The following is a 21,349-nucleotide window of genomic DNA, read 5'->3' as shown; positions in this document are numbered from 1 at the left end:
CCGGGTGGAGCGTAGGGACGACCAGGAGCGGAGACGGGGCGTGGTGAGCATCGGGGCGGTCACCCGCCGGGTACGGGCGTACGGCGGACAGTTCCTGCTGCTCGCGGCGCTGACGCTGGTCGCCGTGCTGGTGATCAGCGGCGTGCCGAGGATCGTCAACGATCACGCCCAGCAGGGCCTGCGGTCCCACCTGGGCGCCGTGCCGCCGCAGCAGCGCGACGTGACGTACTCGACCGGGCCGCTCGTCGACACGGACACCGACACCTCCCTGGTGGCCACGCACCAGGGCGACCTGGCGAAGCTGGAGGCCGGACTGCCGCCGGTCGTACGCCGGATGGTCGAACAGCGGTGGTTCACCGCGGAGACCGCGGCCAGCCGGGTGCGAGGCCCGGACCTGGCGGCGAAGAACCTCCTGGTCGACCTCGGCCTGCGGGCCGTGCCGGGGGTCGAGGAGGCCGGCACCCTGGTCGAGGGGCGCTGGCCGGCCGACGCGCCGAAGGGCCAGCCGGTGCAGGTGGCGCTGGCCGAGGACGTCGCCCGCAAGCTGAACCTGCGGCTCGGCAGCCGGCTCACCCTCGCCGCGCCGACTGCCGGCTCGCCCTTCGAATCCATGCCCCCCGTCCAGGTCGCCGTGGTCGGTCTCTTCCAGCCCCGCGCCGGCACCGACGGGTTCTGGGACGGCCTGCCGCCGCTGTTGCGGATCGTCGAGCCGGAGGGGGACGGCGAACCCTTCATCATCGTCGGCGTCGTCGACGGCGCGGCGCTGGACCGCCAGGCTGTCGCCGGCTGGCCGATGTCGTTCAGCTGGCGCTACCGGTTGGGTGCCGACGGCATCGACGTCCGCGAACTGGACCAGGTGATCGACGGCCTCCAGCAGACGACCCGGGAGACGGCCGGCCGGGACATCATCCAGGGGCTGGACATCCCGCTGCGGGAGTTCGCCGCCGAGGTGGACAGCGCCCGGACGGTGCTCGGGGTGATCGCCGCGGGCGTGTTGGCCACGCTGGCCGGCCTCGTGGCGCTGGCCGCCGGGCTGCTGGTGCGCCGGCGCCGGGCGGAGTTCGTCCTGCTGCGTGCCCGGGGCGGGGCGGCCACCACGAACGCGGGCCGCAGCCTGGCCGAGGCGCTGCTGGTGGTGCCGCCCGCCGCCGTGCTCGGCTGGCTGCTCGGCGGCCTCGCTCCCGGGGCGCCCGGGGAGACCTGGTGGCTCGCCGTCGTCGCGACCGTCCTGGTGGCGTCGGCGCTGCCGGTGGCCACCCTCGCCGTCTCCACCGGCGGCACCGGGCGGCGTGACCTGGTCGGAGCGCGCCCCTCCGTGCGTCGGCTCACGGTGGAGGCGGCGCTGCTGGTCCTCGCGGGTCTCGCGGTCGTGCTGCTGCGCCGCCGTGGCCTCACTCCCGGCGAGGTCGATCCGCTGCTGGTCTCGGTCCCGGTGCTGCTGGCCGTCGCCGCGGCGGTGGTCGCGATGCGGTTGTACCCGTGGCCGCTGCGGCTGGTCAGTCGGCTCGCGGCCCGCGCCCGGGGCAGCGTCGCCTTCCTCGGTACCGCCCGGGCCGGCCGGTCGGTCGTCGCCGTACCGCTGGTGGTCGTCGTGCTGGCCATCGCGACGGCGGCGTTCTGCGCGGTGACGGCCGCCGGGATCGAGGCGAGCCGGGACCGGGCCGCCAGCCGGGCGGTCCCCGCCGACGCCCTGATCCTGGGGGAGCGGATCGCCCCGGACACGGGCGCCGAGTTGGAGCGGCTGCCGGGGGTGCGCGCCGCGAGTCCCGTGCTGCACGAGGTGGGCCAGCGCCTGACGAAGGACGCGATCGGCACCGACACCATGCTCGGCAGCGTCACCGTGCTCATGGTCGACGGCCCCGCCCTGGCCCGGATGGTCGGCCAGGCCGGCGTCGACGTGACGGTGCCCGCGGCGCTGCGCACCCCCGCCGGGGGAGCCGGGCCGCTGCCCGCGGTGGTCTCCCCGGCGGTCGCCGCCGAGCTGGCCGCCGCCGGACTGGACGGCTCCGCCTTCGTCAGCGCCCAGGGCCAACGGTACGAGTTCCGGGTCGCCGAGCGGACGGAGAGCTTCCCGCTGCTGCGCGCGGGCAGCAGCCGGTTCGTCATCCTGCCCTGGCAGTCGTTGCCCCGCCGGGACTACGCCGCCGTGCCGACCGGCTTCCTGGTCGTCGGCGACGGGCTGGACGTCGAGGCGCTGCGCCGGGTCGGCGACGCCGGGCAGTCCCGCTTCCAGACGGGCGGGACGGTCGTCGGTCGGGAGCGCCTGCGCGGCGTCGAGGTGCTCACCTTCGCGGACACCCGCCGGCAGGTGGGCGAGGGCGGTGCGAACGGGGTGCTCGCCTTCGGGTTCGCCGCCGGCGCGGCCGGCGGGACCGCGCTCGGCCTGCTCGCGATCGCCTTCACGGTGCTCGCCGGCGCCCGGGAGCGCGGCCAGGTGCTGTCCCGGCTGCGCACCCTCGGCCTGTCCCGGCGCCAGTGGCGCGGGCTGCTGGTGGTGGAACTGGCCCCGCTGGTGGGCGTCTCGGTGGTGACCGGCGCGCTGGTCGGCACGGTGTTGCCGCTGCTGCTCACGCCGGTGCTCGGCCTGTCCGCCTTCACCGACGGCGTGGAGGTCCGGGTGGCGTTCGAGCCCGGCCTGGCGGCGGGGGTCGTCGCGTTGGGGGCGGTCGCCCTCGGCTTCGCGGTCGCCGTCGAGGCCCTGAACAACCGCCGGATGCGCCTCGGCGAGGTGCTCCGGCTCGGAGAGGAGAGCTGACATGACCGCTACCGCGGAGACCACCGCCGTGCCGGACCTGGCCGCCCTGCAACAGCGGGCCGCCGAGCGTGCGGCGGAGCGGGCCGGTGGCCGGGACCTGTTGCGCGGGCACATCGTCTGCGACGGGCTGGTCCGGATCTTCAAGACCGAGGGGGTGGAGGTGGTCGCGCTACAGGGGCTCGACCTGGTCATCGACCGGGGCGAGCTGGTGGCGATCGTGGGCGCCTCCGGTTCCGGCAAGTCGACCCTGCTGAACATCCTCTCCGGGCTGGACACCCCCACCGCCGGCATCGCCCGCGTGGGCGACTACGACCTGCTCAACCTCTCCGCACGGCGGAGACTGAGCTACCGGCGTGACATGGTGGGGTTCGTCTGGCAGCAGACCGGCCGCAACCTGCTGCCGTACCTGACCGCGCTGGAGAACGTCGAGCTGCCGATGCGGCTGGCCGGTCGGCGGGGCGGCCGGCGGGCCAACCGCGAGCGGGCGCGGGAACTGCTCGACCTGGTCGGCGTGGGCCACTGCGCCGACCGGCGGCCGGGGCAGCTCAGCGGCGGCGAGCAGCAGCGCTGCGCGGTGGCGGTGGCGGTCGCCAACGACCCCGAGGTGCTCTTCGCCGACGAGCCGACCGGTGAGCTGGACGAGGCGACCGGCGCCGAGGTGTTCGGGGCGCTGCGCACCATCAACGCCGAACTCGGCGTCACCATCGTGGTGGTCACCCACGACCACGCCGTGGCCACCCAGGTCCGCCGGACCGTCGCGATCCGCGACGGCCGGACCGCCTCCGAGGTACGCCGGACCGCTCGGATCGGCGCGGACGGCAGCACCGAGCTGGTCAGCGAGGAGTACGCCGTGCTCGACCGCACCGGCCGGATGCAGCTGCCGGCGTCCTTCGTCGACGCCCTGTCGCTGCGGGACCGGGTACGGCTCAACCTGGAGCCGGACCACGTGGAGGTGCGGCCGGGCGACCGGGCGCGGGACGAGCGGGAGGCGACGCAGTGAGCGGGCCAGGAATCAGTCGGTACCGCGTGGCCGAGCCGGTCGGCCGCGCCGAGCGCAGCGGGGCGGGATCATGAGCGAGCGGGACGTGATGGCGGACGGCCGGTACGACGGGGCGACGGTCGACGGGCGCTCCGGCGGGACGGTGACGGACGGGCGCTCCGGGGACGTCGCGGACGGGCGGCCCGGCGCAGGCGTGGCGGGCGTCGCGGTCACCGACGAGGTGGTCCGGGTGACGGAGGTCAGCCGCACGTTCGGCCGCGGCGAGCACGCCGTGCACGCCGTGCGGGAGGTGTCCTTCTCCGCCGGGCGGGGCGAGCTGGTAGCCGTACGGGGACGCTCCGGGGCGGGCAAGACCACCCTGCTGAACCTCGTCGGCGGGCTGGACCGGCCCGACTCGGGCCGGGTGGTGGTGGCGGGGCACGACGTGACCGGGGTCGGCGAGCGGGAGCTGCTGGAGCTGCGCCGGGGCATCGTCGGCTTCGTGTTCCAGACCTTCGGGCTGGTGCCGATCCTCTCCGCCGCCGAGAACGTCGGCGTGCCGCTGCGGCTGGCGCGGGTGCCGGCGGCCGAGCGGGAGGAACGGGTGGCGGTGCTGCTGGAGCTGGTCGGCCTGGGCGGGCACGCCGCGCAGCGGCCGTACGAGCTGTCGGGCGGGCAGCAGCAGCGGGTGGCGGTGGCCCGGGCCCTGGCCAACGAGCCCGACCTGCTGATCGCCGACGAGCCCACGGGCCAGCTCGACTCGGAGACCGGCCGCTCGATCATGGACCTGATCCGGGCGGTCGTGCACGCTCGGGGCATGACCGCGCTGGTCGCCACCCACGACCCGGCCCTGATCGACCTCGCCGACCGCGTCCTCACCCTCCGCGACGGCCGCCTGGTCGACGGCTGACCGGGGCGGGTCCGCACCGACGTGCGGTGCGGACCCCCGGGCGCCGGCGACCAGGGCGAACGAGGCGCCCGGGCTGCGCGGGTCGAGGCCGGTGGCCGGCTCGTCGAGCGCGGCCCGCACTCAGTCCCGGCAGCGACGCCGGTGGTAGGCCACGGTGAGCGCGAGCAGCAGCGGACCCCAGAGCAGCAGCGGGAGGTAGCAGGCCAACAGCAACGCCGCTCCGCCGGGGGAGAAGCCGAACCCGTCGCCGCGCGGGAGCCCGCCAATCGCGGCGTACCCCCAGATCAGGATGAGCGCGACGCCGCCCGCGGTGGCCGCGGTCTCGGCGAACGGCGGCGGCACCCGCCGGCCGCCGACCAGCGGCAGCCAGCGTGGGAAGATCTCGCCCCACTGCCGGACGAGTCCGATCGAGAGCAGCGCCAGCGCCTCCTGGACCACGCTCAGCGACAGGATGTAGACGGCTTCCCAACCGCCGACCCGGACCGGCTCGCCGTTCACGAACGCGCCGATCGGGACGCCGGCCACCAGTGCGATGCGCCACAGCCCCGACGGGAGGGTGACCAGGGGAATCAGGTGGGCGGTCCGCACCGCCCACCGCGGTGCCGATCGTCCGTCCCGGGCGTGACCCGACGGGGCGATGGCGGTCGCGGTGCTCATGACAAACTCCGTTCCTCGGCGGCTGCTGCTCCAGCCTCGCCGGCCGAGGACGGCCCGCCACCCCGCCGGTGGGTGAACCGGCTCCCCGACGCGGGGGAGCGTCCCCGGTCCCGGGCCACCGTGCGGCTCGCGGAAGGCGGGGGCGGCGGGCCGGGCCCCGAGGTCAGAGCGGAAGCTTCATGCCCTCGTGGCTGGCCACGAAGCCGAGGCTGAGGTAGAAGCGGTGGGCGTCGTGGCGGGTCTTGTCGGTGGTGAGCTGCACCAGGGCGCAGCCGCGCTGCTTCGCCTGGTCGACGGCCCAGGTCATCATCTGCCGGCCGAGGCCCCGCCCACGCCGGTCCGAGCGGACGCGGACGGCCTCGACGAGCTGCCGCTCCGCGCCGTGCCGGCCGAGCCCGGGGATGTAGGTGAGCTGCATGCAGCCGACCACCTCACCGTCCGCGTCGGCCACGATCAGCTGGTTGCGCGGATCGGCGGCGATGTCGGCGAACGCCCTCTCGTACGCGTCGTCGACCTCCGTGAAGTCCCGGGACTTCCCGAGCACGTCGTCGGCGAGCAGGGCCAGCACGGCGGGCAGGTCGGCCCGGACCGCCTCCCGGAAGATCACGTCGCTCATGCCGCCAGCGTGACACAACGATGTGGGGCGATGCGGGGGCGGCGCTTGCCGGCACCGGGCAGCATGATGGCTCATGGACGTCCTGCTGCTGCCGTTCCGGTGGATCTACCGGGCGCTGGTCTGGTTCGCCAACTCGCCCCGGACGTTGATCATCTCCTACCTGCTGATGATCGTGGTGGCCGGCGTCATCTACGGCCAGGTGGAGAACCGAACGGCGGCGGACGCGGTCTGGTGGGCGGTGGTGACCGCGTCCACCGTCGGGTACGGCGACATCTCACCGGTCAGCTGGCAGGGCCGGGCCCTCGCCGCGCTGCTCATCTCGACCATGGTGCTGCTGGTCATCCCGTTGATCACCGCGCACTTCGCCAGCCAGCTGATCGTCGACGACGACGCCTTCGAGCACGACGAGCAGGAGGAACTCAAGGCCGACGTCCGGCGGATGCGGGCGCTGCTGGAGGAGATCGCCGCGCGGCAGGGCATCGAGCTGCCCGACCTGCCGCCGGAGCGGCCGGTCAGCGGGCCGGGCAGCGCAGCCCCTCTCTGGGCACGGTCAGGTCGGTCAAGTAGGCGTCGACCGCCTCCGTGATGCAGGAGGACTGCGGGTAGGCGGTGTGCCCCTCGCCCTCCCAGGTGAGCACCCGGCCGACGCCGAGCATCTCGGCCAGCTCGCCGGTCTGCTCGTAGGGCGTCGCCGGGTCGCCGGTGGTGCCCACCACCAGGATCGGCGGCGCCCCGTCGGCCCGCCCGGTCGGGTACGGGTCGCGGCCGCCCGGCCACTCGGTGCAGGAGAGCATGCCGACGGCCAGCGACGGGCCGAACAGCGGGTACTTCGCCCGCCACTGCGACTGGAGCTGGCGGATCCGCTCCCGGGTCGGCTTCTCCTCCTCGTCGGCGCAGTTGACGGCCAGGTTGGCGTCGAACAGGTTCGAGTAGTGCCCGTCGGAGTCCCGGTCGGCGTACGCGTCGGCGAGGCGGAACACGTCCGTCGGGTCGCCGCCCTCCAACTCGTCGATGGCGCGGGCCAACTCCTGCCACCCCTGCTCGGTGTAGAGCGAGGAGATGATCGCGTAGAAGACCCAGCCCGGGGTGGCCTCCCGGCCGTCGTCGCCGCGCACCGGGGACACCCGGGCCTTGTCGATCGCCGAGGTGACCGCGGCGCGGGCGTCCGGGGCGATCGGGCAGCGGCCGGCGTTGGCGGCGCACCACCGGGTGAAGTTGTCGAAGGCCCGTTCGAAGCCCTTGGCCTGGCTCTCCGAGCCGGCGACCAGACCCTGCCTCGGGTCGATCGCGCCGTCGAGCACCATCGCCCGGACGTGCTGTGGGTAGAGCTGCGCGTAGGTGGCGCCGAGCAGGGTGCCGTAGGAGTAGCCGAGGTAGGTCAGCCTGTCGTCGCCGACGGCCGCGCGGACCGCGTCCATGTCCCGGGCGGCCTGCTCGGTGCCGTAGAGCGGCAACTGGTCGCCGTAGCGGTCGCCGCAGCCGCGCCCGATCCGCTGGTTGAGCGCCACGAACCCGTCGAAGGACTCCTGGCTGCGCGGGTCGGGGTCGTAGCCGAAGCTCGCGTCCAGGTCGGCGTCCGGAATGCACTTCACCGGGCTGGAGCGGGACACCCCGCGAGGGTCGAAGCCGACGATGTCGAACCGGTCGGTGATCGAGGCGGGCAGGCCGCCGAACGCCGGCCCGTAGGAGAGGTAGACCGCCGTGTCCACCCCGGATCCGCCCGGCCCGCCCGGGTTGACGACCAGCGAGCCGATCCGCTCGCGCTGCTTCGTCGACCGGGCGCGCAGCAGCGCGATCTCGAAGGTCTGCCCGGCGCCCGGGCCGGTGCCGGCCGCGCCGCCCATGCCCCAGTCACGCGGCACCTTGATCCGCGCGCACTCGTAGCGCATGTTCGGCGCGCTCCGCCCGACCAGCTCCTCGGCCACCTCCGGGCAGGGCCGCCAGGTCGGCGCGGTGCCCGGCGCGGCGGCCTCGCCCTCGACGTCCGTCCGGGGGGCGAACGCCGGGAGGGTGCAGCCGGCGGCGAGCAGCGCGGCGGCGGCCAGGCCGGCCAGGGTGAGCCGGAACCGGCGGATCCGGGCGGAAGTGCGGGTCACGAGGGCCTCCGTGATCGATTTCGACGGCCAGGCTACGCCGGGCCCGCCCCGGAGCCCACGGTCACCGTCGGGTCGCCGCGGAGCACCTGGTCCACATCGAACCGGACCGGCCGGTCGAGCTGGTCGTAGCGGCAGGAGCCGGGCTCGCGGTCGGGCCGCCACCGGACGAACCGGGCGGTGTGCCGGAACCGGTCGCCCTCCATCGCGTCGTAGCCGACCTCGACCACCAGCTCGGGGCGGAGCGGCTCCCACTCCAGGTTGCGGGTGCCGGTCCAGCGGCTGACCCCGCCGGGCAGGCGCTGGCCGCGCTCGTGGTCGCCGTGCACCCACGGGTGGTCGGCGCCGGCGTCCCGGTAGGGCTCCAGCTCCTCCAGCAGCTCGGCGCGGCGGGCCATGGTGAACGAGGCGCTCACCCCGACGTGGTGCAGGACGCCCGCGTCGTCGTAGAGCCCGAGCAGGAGCGAGCCGACCACCGGGCCCGACTTGTGCCACCGGAACCCGGCCACCACCACGTCGGCGGTGCGGGCGTGCTTGACCTTGAACATGAGCCGCTTGCCCGGCTCGTAGGGCAGGTCGGCCGGCTTGGCGATCAGGCCGTCCAGGCCGGCGCCCTCGAAGACGTCGAACCATCGGTGGGCGGTGTCGACGTCGGTGGTGACCTGGGTGACGTGCACCGGCGGGCGGACCCCGCCCAGGGCCGCCTCCAACCGGGCCCGCCGCTGCGGATAGGGCTGGTCGAGCAGGGTCTCGTCGTCGAGGAGGAGCAGGTCGAAGGCGACGAAGTCGGCCGGCGTGGTCTCGGCCAGCAGCTTCACCCGGGAGGCGGCCGGGTGGACGCGCTGGGCCAGCAGCTCGAAGTCGAGCCGGGGCTGCCCGCCCGGGCCGTCCCGCCGGATCACGATCAGCTCGCCGTCGACCGCGCACCGCTCGGGCAGCTGGCGGCGGGCCTGCTCGACCACCTCCGGGAAGTAGCGGGTCATCGACTTGCCGCCCCGGCTGGACAGCTCGACCTCGTCGCCGTCGCGGAACACGATGCACCGGAAGCCGTCCCACTTCGGCTCGTACGTCATCCCGGACGCGGTGGGGATCCGCGGGACGCTCTTGGCCAGCATCGGCTCGACCGGTGGACTGATCGGCAGTTTCACGGCGCCAGTCAACCAGACGTCGCCGACATTCGTGAGGCAGATCACGGTCGGGCGGCGGGCGGCGTGTCTCCCCGCGCGCCCCTCGTCCCCGCCCGGGCGAATCGGATAACCGCAGGTCAGAGCTACTTTCGCGGGGTGTCGGAGTGGGTCTGCGGGTGCTGCGGTCGGTGGCGGGTGAGCGTCGAGCTGATCCGGGGCCGCCACCGGTACCGGCTCGTGCGCCGCTACCCGGCCCGGTTCGGCGGGGGCAAGGACGTGCTCGGCGAGGTCGGCTCGGTGGCGGAGCTGGAGGAGCTGCTGCGCCGGCGTACCCCACTGGGGCTGGCCGACCTGCGCGAGGCCGCCTGACCCGGCGGCGCCCGCGCCCGGCGGTGACCGGCCGGACCGGCGGCGACCGGCCGGACCGGCGACGACCGACCGGCCGGCGGATGCCGCGGTCACGATCCGGCGGGCAGCGTCGTCACCGGTGGGCGCGGCGCGCGGGGCGCCGCCCGGGAGGGGGCGCGATGCGGTTCGAGGCCGGTACGGAGGTGGCCGCCGAACCCGGACGGGTCTGGGCGGTGCTGGTCGACGTCGAGCGGTGGCCGGAGTGGACGCCCTCGGTGCGCCGGGCCCGGCGGGGGGAGCCGGGGCCGCTCGCGGTGGGCGCCACCGCCAGGCTGGAGCAGCCGAAGCTGCGGCCGGCCGTCTGGCGGGTCACCGAGCTGACCGAGGGGCACTCCTTCGCCTGGGTGTCGCGCAGCCCCGGCGTGCGCACCCTGGCCGAACACCGGGTGCTGCCGCTCGCCGACGGGCGCAGCCGGGTCGAGCTGGTGCTCGCGCAGTCCGGGCCGCTGGCCGGTCCCGTCGGCTGGCTCTACGGCGACCTGATCCGCCGCTACCTGCGGATGGAGGCCGACGGGCTCAGGCGTCGCTGCGAGCGGGACTGACCACGGCCTTCTCCAGCAGGGCCAGCCGGTGGCCGTTCGGGTCCGGCCGGTGCCCGACCACGCGGTAGCCGTGCCGGTGGTACAGCCGCAGGTTCTGCTCGCTGTCGGCCCCGGTGAAGAGCGCGAAGCGGCGTACGCGGGCGGCGCAGGCCGCCTCGACCGCCCGTAGCAGCCGCCCGCCGACGCCCCGGCCCTGCTGGTCGGGGGCGACGGCGAGGCGGCCGACGTGCGCGGTGTCGCCGTCGACGTGCGCCCGCACCGAGCCGACCAGCCGGTGGCCGAGCCGGGCGGTGAGCACCGTCGCCGGCCCCGCCAGCGTGGCCCGCACCTCCTCCAGGGTTTCGGTCAGCGGCGGCAGGAACGGGTCGGCGTAGCGCTGGGCCTCGACGAGGTACGCGGCGCGCTGCACCGTGAGGATCTCGCCCGCGTCCGGGACGTCGGCGGGGGCGATGCGCGGCTCCATCACGCCGACAGCCAACCACACGGCCCCGCCGCGCCGCCCGTACGCTGGCGGTGATCCGTCGAGCCCCGGGGGTGCGCGCCGTGCCGGCACTGACCTATCCGCACGTCGGCGCCACCCGCGTCGGGGACCTGCCGCCCGGCTGGCGGCACGTGCGGCACCGGGTGCGGCTGCCCGACTCCTGCTTCGCCGCCGCCGGTGCGGCGGTGCTCGGCTGGCGCCTGCACCGGGCGGCCGGCATCCGGATGGACGCGGCGGCCGACCGCGCCGCGCCCGGGGTGCGGGTGGTCTCCCGGCTGGGCGTCGGCCCGCTGCGGCTGGCCGCGCCCTGCGAGGTGGTCTGGGCCGTCGACGACGACCGGCGGGCCGGCTTCGGGTACGGCACGCTGCCCGGGCACCCGGCCAGCGGCGAGGAGGCGTTCGTGGTCAGCCGCGACGCCGCCGGCCGCGTCTGGTTCGAGGTGGTCGCGTTCAGCCGCCCGGACCGCTGGATCATGCGGGTGGCCGGCCCGGCCGGCCGGGCCTTCCAGCACGCGTACGCCTGGTGGCTCGGCCGCACCCTGCGCCGCCTCTGCGCCCGGTCCTGACCGCGCCCGTCCACGGCACCGCCCCGCCGGCCAGAACGGCGGCGGCCGGTCAGAACCGGGCGAAGGAGCGGATCGGCATCCGGGGGCCGTACCTCGGGGCCTGGACGCCCCCGGCCTCCAGCAGCACGCAGACCCGGCCCCGGTGCCCCCGGAACGGCTCCAGCAGCGCCAGCATCCGGGCGTCGTCCCCACGTGGCTCGCCCGCGAGCGCCCAGGCCACCGTGTTCGGCACGTGGAAGTCGCCGACGCTGACCGCGTCCGGGTCCCCGTACGCGATCCGCACCACCTCGGCGGCGGTCCACGGCCCGATGCCGGCGATGGCGGTGAGCCGGCGGGTGGCTTCGGCGGAGTCCGCGCAGCGCTCCAACCGCTCCGCGACGGCGGCGGCGCGGCGCAGCGTGTCGGCCCGGCGCTGCTCCACCCCGAACGGGTGGAACACCCAGTACGGGGTGGCGGCCACCGCCGCCGGCTCAGGCGGCAGCAGCAGCGGCTGCATCGGCCCGGGCGCCGGCTCGCGGAAGTGCCGCACCGTCGCGGCGTACGCGCGGTACGCCTCCTTGCCGGTCACCTTCTGCTCGAGGACCGCCCGGAGCAGCCGGGGGAAGACCTGACCGGTGGCCGGCATCCGCAGCCCCCGCTGCTGGGCCGCCAGCCGCGCCACCACGGGGTGGCCGGCGGCGAGTTCCGCGAACCCGCTGAGGTCGTCGCGCAGCCCCGCGACCGCGTCCGCCCGCTCCACCACCCAGTCGGCGCCCGGGCCGTAGCCCTCGGCGAGCAGGTCGCCGCCGGCCGGCCGCAGGGCGAGGGTGGCCGGCCCGTCGGGGGTGCGGGTGGCCCACCAGAAGGTGCCCGCCGCGACGCGCGCGCAGGGGTCGTACGCGCTGAAGGTCAACGCCCGGACCGACGCGGCCAGCCGGTAGCCGGCCGGCGGGCGCAGCTCCCGGCGGGCGGAGGGTTCGGTCCCGGTCACCCGCCCATGCTGCCACGTCCCGGTCCCGTGACCAGCGGCGCCGCCGGGGCGCGGCGTCCCCGGTACGCCGCTCGTCCCCGCCCGTCGGGCCCCCGCGAACGGATCAACGACGCACGGAGAAGATTCCGGGCGGCGGCGGGGTCGAGTCGGTGGCGTCGGCGTCGCGGACCACCGGGGCCCCGCCGGCGAACCGGTCCAGCTCCGCGCCGGCCAGCACCCGGCCGGGGAACCAGTCCCCGGCGGCGCGCCGGGTCAGCTCCGGCACCGGCGGCTCGACGCGGCTCGCCACGAGCACCAGGTTGCCGTAGCGCCGCCCGCGCAGCACCGCCGCGTCCCCGACCAGGCAGGCCCGGGGCAGCACCGACCGGACCGTGGCGACCTGCGCCCGCGCGTGACGCAGCGGCGGGCCGTCCGCGACGTTGGCCAGGTAGCAGCCGTCGGGGCGCAGCACCCGGGCCACCTCGGCGGCGTACTCCACCGAGGTGAGGTGGGCCGGGGTGCGCGCGCCGGCGAAGACGTCGGCGACCACCACGTCGTAGCCGGCGTCCCGGCTGGCGGCGAGCACCGCGCGGGCGTCGGCCACCCGCACCTTGAGCCGGAAGTCCGCCGGCCACGGCAGGGCACGGCGGACCAGCTCCACCAGCGCACCGTCCACCTCGACCACCCGCTGGATGGAGCCGGGCCGGGTGGCGGCCACGTAGCGGGGCAGGGTCAGCGCCCCGCCCCCGAGGTGCAGCACCCGCAGCGGCGCACCGGCCGGGGCCACCAGGTCGATCGCGGCGGCCAGCCGCCGGACGTACTCGAACTCCAGGTGCGTGGGGTCGGCCAGGTCCACGTGCGACTGCGGCGCGCCGTCCAACAGCAGGGTCCACGACCCCGGCCGGTCCGGATCCGGCACCAGCTCGGCCAGCCCGGTGTCCACCCCCGTGGCCACCGTCTCGGCGCCCCGCCTGCGCCCCATCAGCGGCGGGCCCGGGCGGCGGCGGTGAGCACCCGGTGCAGCAGCCGCGCGTCGCCGAGCAGCGCCCGCAGGCGGCGCTCCAGGCCCGCGATCGGGATGAGGTTCTGCGGTGCCCGCGGGTCCTTGTACGGGGTGGAGGCGAACCGGGGCAGCGTCACCAGCGACAGGTCGGCCAGCTCCACCGCCTCGTCGATGCCCAGCTCGGCGGAGCACTCCATCCGGACGATGCCCGCCCACGGCGCCCCGAGGGCCACCGGCAGCCGCAAATACCACGACCAGCCGCCCCATGCCGTGCCGAGCCGGAACACCGGGGACCGCTCGCCGGCCGCCAGCCCGGTGACCACCGCCGTCAGCCGGGCGTCCAGGTATTGGCTGTGCTGCGTCTTGATGTAGCCCAGCGTGCGCGGCAGCTGTCGCCGGTTGCGCAGCGGGCCGTCCACCACCAGCAGGTCGCCGTCGGTGCGGGCCGCCCCGGAGACCTCCACCTCCAGCGCGGTCAGCGGCCCCTGCACGGCGGCGGGGAGCTTGTTCAGCTCGCCCGTGCCGCTGACCCGGTGCACCGGGTAGCGGACGCTGCCGGCGACCACGTCCACCGCCGACGGGCTGGCGGTGAACAGGCCCCGGCCGACCTTCGCGCCGGCGAGCCGCGCCGCGCCGCGCTCCAGGTCGCACCGGACCACCCCGGCGGCGTACGAGGCGGCCAGGCCGGGAAAGGACGCGCCGTCGTCCTCCGCCGTCCACACGCTCGCGTCGATCCGGCGCACCCCGTCGACCAGCAGCACCACGTCGGGGGCGCGTACCCCGGGGCGGGGCCCGATGGCCCGCCAGTCCACCGCGGGCAGCTCGGCGTCCGCGTCGACCTGGGCGCTGCTCGGCGCGGCGGGACCGCCGCCGGACGCCTCGAACGAGGCCCCGTACGCCGGGTCCCAGGCGTCGACGAAGAACCGGGGATCGGTCACCGGGGCGAGCCTCCCGTCGTGGCCCGGGGGACGCCGCGGCGGCCCCCGCTCACCGGCCGGTCCGCTCGACGCGGGCCGACCGGGCGTCCTTGCTGACCTCGTAGCGGACCGGGATGCGCTCGGCCAGCGCCGGCACGTGGGTGACCACCCCGACCATCCGGTCGCCCCGGGCGGCCAGGCTCTCCAGGGTGGCGGCCACCGTGTCCAGGGTGGCCGCGTCGAGCGTGCCGAAGCCCTCGTCGAGCACGATCGACTCCAGGCTCGCCGCGGTGGTGGACATGCCGGCGAGCTGCTCGGACAACGCCAGCGCCAGCGCCAGCGACGCCTGGAAGGTCTCGCCGCCGGACAGGGTGCGCACGCCCCGGCGCAGCCCGGCGTCGTGGTGGTCGACGACGAAGAACTCGCCCTTGTCGTGCACCAGGTCGTACTGCCCGCCGGAGAGCTCCCGCAGGATGCCCGACGCGCCGTCGACCAGCAGGTCCAACGCCTCGGCCAGCAGCCACCGCTCGAAGTTGTTGGCCCGCAGGTGCCCCGCGAGGGCCCGGGCCACCTGCGCCTCGTGCTCGTACCCGGCCCGCTGCTCGCGCAGCCCGCCGGCCTGCTCGCGGCGGCGCTCCAGCTCGCGCAGGTCGCCCTCGGCCCGCTCCAGGGCGCGGTCGGCGGCGCGTACCGGATCGTCGGTGGCCGGCAGCCCGGCGGCGGCGAAGATGCCCGCGATGCGCTCGCCGACGCCGGCCGCCACCGCCTCGGCCTCCGCCACCGCGGCGGCCCGCCCCGCCCGCTCGGCGCGGCGGCGCTCCGCCTCCGCGCCGGCCCACCCGGTGAGGGCCGCCCACGCCGCGCCGAGGTCGTCGCGGTCGGCCGCCGGCGGCCCGAACCGGGCCAGCCCGTCGCGGGCGGCGTCGAACGCCCGCCAGGTCGCGCGCAGCCGCTCCTCGGCGGCGTCCACGGCCGCCCGGGCCCGCCGGGCCGCCTCCCGGCCGGCCCGCACCGCCGCCGCCGACTCCTCCAGCGCCCGGCGCAGCCGCGCGTGGTCGTCCAGCTCGCGGCGCAGCACCGCCGGCTCCGCCGCCCCGGCCAACTGCCCGTCCAGCTCGGCCAGCCGGGCGTCCAGCTGGTCCTGCCGGGCCCGCGCCCGCACCAGCACCCGCTCCAGCTCGCGGGCCGCGGCGTCGCGCTCCGCCACCACCGCCTGTGCGGCCTTCGTGGCGGCCCGCGCCGCCCGGCCCGCCGCCGTGGCGGCGGCGACCGCCGAGTCCGCCGGCACCGCCGGCACCCGGGCCACCGTCTGCTCGCAGACCGGGCAGGTCGCCCCGTCGCGCAGGTGCGCCCGCAGCGCCACCGCCTGGTCGGTCGCCTTGGCCTCCTCGTGGGCCCGGAAGGCGGCCTCCAACTCGGCCTCGGCCCGCTCGGCCGCCGCCCGCGCCTGCGTCAGCGCGGTCACCGCCGCCGCGTGCTCGCCCTCCGCCGTGCCCACCGCCGCCCGGACCGTCTCCGCCTCGCCGGCCAGCTTCTCCCGGTCGGTGTACGCCCGCAGCAGCAGCCGCATTGCGCTCTCGTCGCCGGCCGCGGCCAGCTCGCCGCGGAGCTTCTCCTCCCGCTCCTCGGCCAGCGACACCGCCGTCGCCGCCTCGTCCGCGCCCGCCCGCGCCGACGCCACCGCCCGGGCCACCTCGGCCACCCCGTCCGGCGCGCGCACGGCGGACAGCACCGCCAGGTCGGCGTCGAGCGCGGCGAGCGCCGCGCCCGCCTCGCGCGCCGCCTCCCGGGCCGCCGCCAGCTCCGGTACGGCCGCCGCCACCGCCCCGACCAGCTCCCGCATCCGGTCGACCTGCCCGGTCGCCGTCGCCAGCGCGGCGTCGTCGACGTCGGTGAGCCCGGCCAGCGCCTGGTCGACCGCCTCCAGCTTCGCCTCGGCCTGCGCGGCCCGCGCGGTCGCCTTCTTCTGCACCTCCTCGTAGACCCCGAGACCGAGCAGGTTCACCAGGATCTGCTGCCGGGTGGCCGGCTTGGCGTGCAGGAAGTCCGCGAACTGCCCCTGCGGCAGCACCACGCAGCTGGTGAACTGCTCGTACGGCAGCCCGACCGCCTCCAGCACCGCCTGCTCCATCTCGGCGGGGGTGCCGGCGACCACCTCGCCGAGGTCGTCGGGGCTCAGCCCCGTGTCGAGCTTGGTCACGTCGAAGCCGGCCGGCATGAGCTGCAACCCGGCGTTGGCCGTCTTGACGTTGCCCCGCCCGTCCCGGCGCACCACCCGGGTCGCCACGTAGCGGGACCCGCCGGACTCGAAGACCAGCCGCACCCGCGCCTCGGTGGCCGACGGCGCGAGGGCGTTGGCCAGTCCCCGGGTGCCGCCCCAGCGGGGCACCGTGCCGTAGAGGGCGAAGCAGATCGCGTCCAGCACCGTCGACTTGCCCGAGCCGGTCGGCCCCACCAGGGCGAAGAAGTCGGCGTCGGTGAAGTCGATCGTCGTCTCGTCCCGGAAGACGGTGAAGCCCGCCATGTCCAGCCGCATCGGCCGCATCAGTGGTCGACCTCCTCGAACAGTTCGTCGAAGAGTTCCCGCACCCCGTCGTCGGTGTGCCCCCGGCTGTCGAGGTAGTCGGCGAAGAGCTGCCGGGGCGAGCGGCCGGCCCGCTGCGCCACCCGGGCGCCGCCGCCCGGGGCGGGCACCAGCTCGGGGTCGACGCGGATCTCCAGGGCGCGGGGCAGCAGCTCCTGCACCTCCTCGCGCAGCCCGGCGCGGGGCTGCTCCCGCACGTACACCCGCAGCCAGGCGTCCGGCACGTCCAGCTCGGCGAGCTGGGCCAGGGTGCCCCGGACCGTGCGCAGCGTGGCCGCCGCGACGACCGGCACCTCGCGGACCTGCGCCGCCGTGGTCGCGGTGACCTCGACGATTGTCACCGACGGCACGTTCTCCTGCTCGCCGAAGTCGACGGCGAGCGGGCTGCCGCTGTAGCGGATCGGGCAGGGGCCCTGGACCCGCTGCGACCGGTGCAGGTGGCCCAGCGCCACGTAGTGCGCGGTGCCCGGGAAGACGGTCGCCGGCACGGCGTAGCCGAGCACGGTGTGCGCGTCCCGCTCGCCGCCGCCGGTCGTCGCGCCGACCACGGTCAGGTGGGCGGTGACCAGGTGCACCCGGTCCGGCTCGGTGAAGCTCTCGGTCAGCCGGCCCAGCACCCGGCCCAGGTGGTCGGCGTACGTCTGGGTGGCCTCGGCGGCGGTCAGCTCGTACATCTCCACGGCCCGGATGGCGTAGCGCTGGGAGAGGAACGGCAGCGCGGCCAGCCGCCAGCGCTCGCCGCCGGCCGTGGTGCCGTCGACGACGTGCTCGTCCGGGTTCTCCCGGACGCCGCCGCGCAGCGTGATCCCGGCCGCCTCGGCCCAGGGGCGCAGCGCGTCGAGGGCCTGGCCGTTGTCGTGGTTGCCGCCGATCGCCACCACGTCGGCGCCGGTGCGGCGCAGCGCGGTCAGGGCCCGGGTGACCAGGCGGGTGGCCTCGGGCGTCGGCGCGGCGGTGTCGTAGAGGTCGCCGGCGACGATGACCAGGTCGGGCCGCTCGGCCCGGGCGACGTCGATCACCCCGGCGAGGACCTGCTTGTGCTCCTCGGCCCGCGACTGGCCCTTGAGGACCTTGCCGACGTGCCAGTCGGAGGTGTGCAGGATCTTCACGGGTTCTCCCCCTAGAACGGGATGTCGTCGTCGCTGGCGCCGCCGCCGGAGCCCACCACCGCGAACGGGTCGGCGGACTGGGTGATCGACCGGAGCGTCTCCGACGGCGCCCGGCCGGCCTCGGAGACCCGGGTGGCCCAGGCCGGGAACGGGAACTCCAGGCAGAGCGGCACCGGGATGTCGGGCTGGTTGACGAACATCGTGCCGGGCTTGGCCAGCAGCGCGCGCTGCCGCTGGGCGGGCGGCAGGAAGCCGTATTCCGGGCGGGACGCCTCGGCCGGGTCGAGCCGGCCGACCACCCGGATCGCCGAGTTGGTGACGATCCTCCGCTCCACCTCGCTCGCCGTCTGCTGGGCGCCGACCAGGATCACCCCGAGCGAGCGGCCCCGCTCGGCGATGTCGAGCAGCACCTCCTTGATGGGGGAGGACCCCTCGCGGGGGGCGTACTTGTTGAGCTCGTCGAGCACCACGAAGAGCAGCGGCTTGGCGGTGCCGGCCTTCTCCTTGCGCTCGAACTCGCTCTTGAGCGTCACGCCGACCACGAACCGCTGCGCGCGGTCCGGCAGGTTGTGCAGGTCGACCACGGTGACCTGGGCGCTCTCGGCGGTGTTGATCGAGTGCGGGCGGCGGGTGGCCAGGTCGCCCCGGATCAGCCGGGACAGGTCCTTCTTGCTGCCGATCAGCCGGCGGGCGAACGCGTTGACCGTGCCCAGCCCGACCGCGCTGCCGGCCCAGTCGGAGCGGGTCTCGTCGTCGTTGAGCTGCTCGACGACGTGGTCGACCAGGTCGGCGTACGAGCCGAGTCGCACCCCGTCGATGCTCACCCCGCCGTCGGCGGGCTGGGCGTGCCGGGCCAGGTGGGCGGCGACCGAGTGGACGACCATCGTGTACTGCTGGCGCTCGTCGTCGGCGTCGGCGAAGACGTAGGGCAGCAGGCGGTCGGCGCAGAACTCGGCGAGCGTCCAGTAGAAGCTGTCCACCCCGGTGAGGCGGCTGCTCACGTCGGGCGTGCCGGAGGAGTCGCCGACCCTGGGCGGGGCGTAGACCCGCACGTCGGGGAACGCGCCGGCGGTCAGGCCGAGCTTCGCGTACGCGGCGCGGGTGGCGTCGTCGAGCCGGGTGTTGGGATGGTCGAGGAAGAGCAGGTCCTCACCCTTGACGTTGAAGATGAGCGCCTTGGCGTTGACGGCGTCGCCCCCGAGCACGCCGGAGCGGAAGACCGAGTAGAGCAGGAAGGTGGCGAAGCTCGTCTTCGTGGCGACGCCGGAGATGCCGGAGATCGACACGTGCGCGCCCCGGCTGCCGTCGAGGAAGTCGGCGTTGAGGTAGACCGGCACCCCGTCGCGGCCCATCCCCATCGGGATCCGCCGCTCCATCCGGTCGAAGTGCAGCGCCCTCGCCCGGGCGTCGCCCTCGGCGCGGTGCACCACCGCACCGGGCGACGGCGGCACGTAGAGCTCCGGGTCGACGCGGGTGGTGGTGATCTCGGCGGCCTCCTGCACCTGCGCCGGCAGCGTGCCGTCGGCGATGGCGAAGACGTCGGAGTCGAACTGGGCGCCCTCGTGCCGGGCGCGCACCTGGGTGACCACCCCGGCGATCGTCACCGGCTCGCGGTCGGGCAGCTCCCGGCGGGTCACCACGACGTCGTCGAGCTGGAGGTAGCTGCCGGGGGAGACCGCCGTCCAGAACTGCAGGGGGGTGGCGTCGGCCGTGCCCAGCACCCGGCCGACCTCCTCGCCCGGGCCGTCGAACCCGTCGTCAGTCATCGGGCAACTCCGGTCGGCTGGTCGTCGCGGTCGGGGCACACGTGGTGCATCCTGCCGCAGGAGTACGACAGGTTGCCACGCGACGCGGCGGACGCCACGCACCCGGCCCGCCACCCCGTCGCAGGGTGCGTGCCCGACCACGCTCAGTTGCGGGCGTAGCGGAGCATGAGGACGCCGTCGGCGGCGGCCAGCACGTGCCGCAGCGGCAGGTGGCGTACCTCGCTGGCGTGCCCGGCGGTGATCCGCCCCGGGCCCGCCCCGGCGAGCAGCGGGGCGACGGTGAGGCAGACCTCGTCCACCAGGTCGGCGGCGGTGAGCGCGCCGAACAGCCGCGGCCCGCCCTCGCAGAGCAGCTGGTCGAAGCCGCGGCGGCGCAGCTCGGCCAGGCCCGCGGCGAGGTCCACCCGGTCGTCGCCGCAGCGCACCACGTCGGCGACGTCGGTGAGGCCGGGCGGCGCCGCCGCGTCGGACCGGGTGAGCACGACGGGCCGCGTCGGCGCGTCGGCGAACGCCGCCTGCGCCGGGTCGAGGTCGAGCGAGCCGGAGACGACGACCAGGGTCGGGTACTCGGGCAGCCCGTGCTCCCGGCGCCACGCCCGGCGCCGCTCGTCGAGCCGGACCGCGCGGTAGCCCTCGTGCCGCAGGGTGCCGGCGGCCACGACGAGGGCGTCGCAGAGCATCCGCAGCAGGCCGAAGACGCGCTTGTCCGGCTCGCCGGACAGCCCGGCGGAGTAACCGTCGACGGCCACCGCGCCGTCGACGCTCGTCACGAAGTTCACCCGCAGGTGGGGGCGGCCCGCGCGCCCGTAGCGGGCCGTGAGCGCGGCGTCGTCCAGCGGCTGCGCCGACGGGTCGGGCCAGAGCGCCGAAATCGGGATTCCGACGCTCATTCGCCGGCCGGACCGGTGACCGGAGGGGTGGGTCGGGGGGTACGGTGCTGGCAGTCGCACCAGTTCCGCCCCGGACAGTCGTCGTGCCGCCTCGCCCGGCACGCTCGGCAGATCATGCTCGCAGCCTATGCCGAGGAAGGATGGGACAACATGCCGCGTCAGATCTTCCAGCTGAAGATTTCCCTGGCCGGGGTCCGGCCGTCCGTCTGGCGCCGGGTGCTCGTCCCGGGCGGCTACACGCTGGACCGGGTGCACCGGGTGGTGCAGCACGGCATGGGCTGGCGGGACTGCCACCTGCACTCGTTCGAGATCGAGGGCCGGCAGTACGGCGAGCCCGACGCCGACGGCGAGCTGGCCCTGCGCGACGAGCTGGACGTCCGGCTCGACGCGGTGGTCGGCAAGGGCAGCCGGTTCCACTACACCTACGACTTCGGCGACTGGTGGGAGCACGACCTGGTGGTGGAGGACGCCTTCACCGCCGACCCCGACGAGCGCTACCCGTCCTGTCTGGACGGGGAGCGGGCGTGCCCGCCGGAGGACGTGGGCGGGCCGATCGGCTACCAGGCTCTGCTGGCCGCGGTGGCCGACCCGGGCCACCCCGAGCACCGGTCGATGCGGGACTGGGTGGGCGAGAGCTTCGACCCGGCCGCCTTCGACGCCGGCCGCGTCGCCACCCTGCTGCGCCGCTTCTGCTGAACGCCCCGCCGCCGGCCGGCTCCGAGTCGCGGGCGGGGCCGCGGTAACGATCTGGGAACGCTCCCACCCGGTCGTTGACACCCCCGGGCGGCCCCCGACATGCTCGTGGCAGCGCCGCAGGCCCCCGGTTCCCGTCGTCCTCCCGCGACACCGCGCGGGATCATGGAAGGTGCCGTCACGTCGTGAGCAACCCCGCCACCCCGCCCGGGGGGGGGGGGGGGGGCCCCCCCCCCCCCGCGGCCCACCCCCCCCCCCCCGCCCGCGGGGCGGGGGGCGCCCCCGCGCCCCAACGTCGCGCGGG

At 76.1% G+C, this 21,349-nt stretch carries 20 protein-coding genes; 8 read left to right on the top strand and 12 right to left on the bottom strand.

What is annotated here, in order from left to right; translation table 11 throughout:
* The first annotated feature begins 4 nt into the window (after positions 1-4).
* The 3 genes from AB0L34_RS06015 to AB0L34_RS06005 all read left to right on the top strand — a co-directional run bounded on the left by AB0L34_RS06015 (position 5) and on the right by AB0L34_RS06005 (position 4,644).
* On the top strand, positions 5-2,755 hold the full coding sequence (locus tag AB0L34_RS06015) for an FtsX-like permease family protein (RefSeq protein WP_363702308.1): 2,751 nt from the start codon (positions 5-7) through the stop codon (positions 2,753-2,755).
* Between the two features lies 1 nt (position 2,756).
* Positions 2,757-3,755, top strand: coding sequence for an ABC transporter ATP-binding protein (locus tag AB0L34_RS06010; protein ID WP_350711066.1), 999 nt, complete (start codon positions 2,757-2,759; stop codon positions 3,753-3,755).
* A gap of 70 nt (positions 3,756-3,825) precedes the next feature.
* Positions 3,826-4,644 carry an ABC transporter ATP-binding protein gene (locus AB0L34_RS06005; RefSeq protein ID WP_363702305.1) on the top strand — a complete coding sequence of 273 codons (819 nt, stop codon included), beginning with the start codon at positions 3,826-3,828 and terminating at the stop codon, positions 4,642-4,644.
* 120 nt (positions 4,645-4,764) lie between these two features.
* On the opposite strand, the gene AB0L34_RS06000 is transcribed toward AB0L34_RS06005, so the two are convergent.
* Both AB0L34_RS06000 and AB0L34_RS05995 read right to left on the bottom strand, forming a co-directional pair.
* On the bottom strand, positions 4,765-5,301 hold the full coding sequence (locus AB0L34_RS06000) for a hypothetical protein (RefSeq protein ID WP_363702303.1): 537 nt from the start codon (positions 5,299-5,301) through the stop codon (positions 4,765-4,767).
* A gap of 163 nt (positions 5,302-5,464) precedes the next feature.
* A complete protein-coding gene (locus AB0L34_RS05995) occupies positions 5,465-5,917 on the bottom strand; it encodes a GNAT family N-acetyltransferase (RefSeq protein ID WP_363702301.1) in 453 nt (150 codons plus the stop codon).
* Positions 5,918-5,990: 73 nt separating this feature from the next.
* On the opposite strand from AB0L34_RS05995, the gene AB0L34_RS05990 reads away from it, so the two are divergent.
* Positions 5,991-6,503 carry a potassium channel family protein gene (locus tag AB0L34_RS05990; RefSeq protein WP_357453849.1) on the top strand — a complete coding sequence of 171 codons (513 nt, stop codon included), beginning with the start codon at positions 5,991-5,993 and terminating at the stop codon, positions 6,501-6,503.
* Here the strand turns inward: AB0L34_RS05990 and AB0L34_RS05985 are convergent.
* Together AB0L34_RS05985 and AB0L34_RS05980 are read right to left on the bottom strand one after the other, a co-directional pair.
* Positions 6,430-7,992 (bottom strand): alpha/beta hydrolase, encoded by a 1,563-nt coding sequence (locus AB0L34_RS05985; RefSeq protein ID WP_363702355.1) that lies wholly within the window; start codon positions 7,990-7,992, stop codon positions 6,430-6,432. The two genes, AB0L34_RS05990 and AB0L34_RS05985, sit on opposite strands and share 74 nt — an antisense overlap.
* Before the next feature lie 53 nt (positions 7,993-8,045).
* Positions 8,046-9,158 (bottom strand): ATP-dependent DNA ligase, encoded by a 1,113-nt coding sequence (locus tag AB0L34_RS05980; protein WP_363702299.1) that lies wholly within the window; start codon positions 9,156-9,158, stop codon positions 8,046-8,048.
* Between the two features lie 135 nt (positions 9,159-9,293).
* Here AB0L34_RS05980 and AB0L34_RS05975 point away from each other — a divergent pair, with 135 nt between their 5' ends.
* The gene (locus tag AB0L34_RS05975) at positions 9,294-9,506 is read left to right on the top strand and encodes a hypothetical protein (RefSeq protein ID WP_357453842.1); all 213 of its coding nucleotides are present in this window, start codon (positions 9,294-9,296) and stop codon (positions 9,504-9,506) included.
* Between the two features lie 158 nt (positions 9,507-9,664).
* A complete protein-coding gene (locus tag AB0L34_RS05970; protein WP_363702297.1) occupies positions 9,665-10,087 on the top strand; it encodes an SRPBCC family protein in 423 nt (140 codons plus the stop codon).
* Here AB0L34_RS05970 and AB0L34_RS05965 read toward each other — a convergent pair.
* Positions 10,062-10,550: a GNAT family N-acetyltransferase gene (locus AB0L34_RS05965; RefSeq protein ID WP_363702353.1), complete on the bottom strand. Its 489-nt coding sequence runs from the start codon at positions 10,548-10,550 to the stop codon at positions 10,062-10,064. The two genes, AB0L34_RS05970 and AB0L34_RS05965, sit on opposite strands and share 26 nt — an antisense overlap.
* A gap of 50 nt (positions 10,551-10,600) precedes the next feature.
* Here AB0L34_RS05965 and AB0L34_RS05960 point away from each other — a divergent pair, with 50 nt between their 5' ends.
* Positions 10,601-11,134 carry a DUF1990 domain-containing protein gene (locus AB0L34_RS05960; RefSeq protein ID WP_363702295.1) on the top strand — a complete coding sequence of 178 codons (534 nt, stop codon included), beginning with the start codon at positions 10,601-10,603 and terminating at the stop codon, positions 11,132-11,134.
* Positions 11,135-11,183: 49 nt separating this feature from the next.
* Here AB0L34_RS05960 and AB0L34_RS05955 read toward each other — a convergent pair whose 3' ends face one another.
* The 7 genes from AB0L34_RS05955 to AB0L34_RS05925 all read right to left on the bottom strand — a co-directional run bounded on the left by AB0L34_RS05955 (position 11,184) and on the right by AB0L34_RS05925 (position 20,352).
* On the bottom strand, positions 11,184-12,104 hold the full coding sequence (locus tag AB0L34_RS05955; protein ID WP_363702293.1) for a DNA-3-methyladenine glycosylase 2 family protein: 921 nt from the start codon (positions 12,102-12,104) through the stop codon (positions 11,184-11,186).
* Positions 12,105-12,207: 103 nt separating this feature from the next.
* Positions 12,208-13,065 (bottom strand): fused MFS/spermidine synthase, encoded by an 858-nt coding sequence (locus AB0L34_RS05950; protein ID WP_363702291.1) that lies wholly within the window; start codon positions 13,063-13,065, stop codon positions 12,208-12,210.
* Entirely contained in the window at positions 13,065-14,024 is a 960-nt protein-coding gene (locus tag AB0L34_RS05945; RefSeq protein ID WP_350711640.1) for a hypothetical protein, read from the bottom strand. The genes AB0L34_RS05950 and AB0L34_RS05945 overlap by 1 nt, the downstream gene beginning before the upstream one ends.
* A gap of 49 nt (positions 14,025-14,073) precedes the next feature.
* Positions 14,074-16,548, bottom strand: coding sequence for an SMC family ATPase (locus AB0L34_RS05940; protein ID WP_363702289.1), 2,475 nt, complete (start codon positions 16,546-16,548; stop codon positions 14,074-14,076).
* Entirely contained in the window at positions 16,548-17,696 is a 1,149-nt protein-coding gene (locus tag AB0L34_RS05935) for an exonuclease SbcCD subunit D (protein WP_363702287.1), read from the bottom strand. The genes AB0L34_RS05940 and AB0L34_RS05935 overlap by 1 nt, the downstream gene beginning before the upstream one ends.
* An 11-nt stretch (positions 17,697-17,707) precedes the next feature.
* A complete protein-coding gene (locus AB0L34_RS05930; RefSeq protein ID WP_350711645.1) occupies positions 17,708-19,462 on the bottom strand; it encodes an ATP-binding protein in 1,755 nt (584 codons plus the stop codon).
* Positions 19,463-19,605: 143 nt separating this feature from the next.
* Complete coding sequence (locus AB0L34_RS05925; protein WP_363702285.1) at positions 19,606-20,352, bottom strand: pyrimidine reductase family protein; 747 nt, start codon at positions 20,350-20,352, stop codon at positions 19,606-19,608.
* 150 nt (positions 20,353-20,502) lie between these two features.
* On the opposite strand from AB0L34_RS05925, the gene AB0L34_RS05920 reads away from it, so the two are divergent.
* Positions 20,503-21,048: a plasmid pRiA4b ORF-3 family protein gene (locus tag AB0L34_RS05920; protein WP_363702283.1), complete on the top strand. Its 546-nt coding sequence runs from the start codon at positions 20,503-20,505 to the stop codon at positions 21,046-21,048.
* The last annotated feature ends 301 nt before the right edge of the window (positions 21,049-21,349 follow it).

Source organism: Micromonospora sp. NPDC052213 (assembly GCF_040679695.1).
Lineage (GTDB): Bacteria > Actinomycetota > Actinomycetes > Mycobacteriales > Micromonosporaceae > Micromonospora.
Note: the sequence above shows the minus strand (reverse complement) of the source record. Positions and strands in the feature narration are given on the sequence as shown.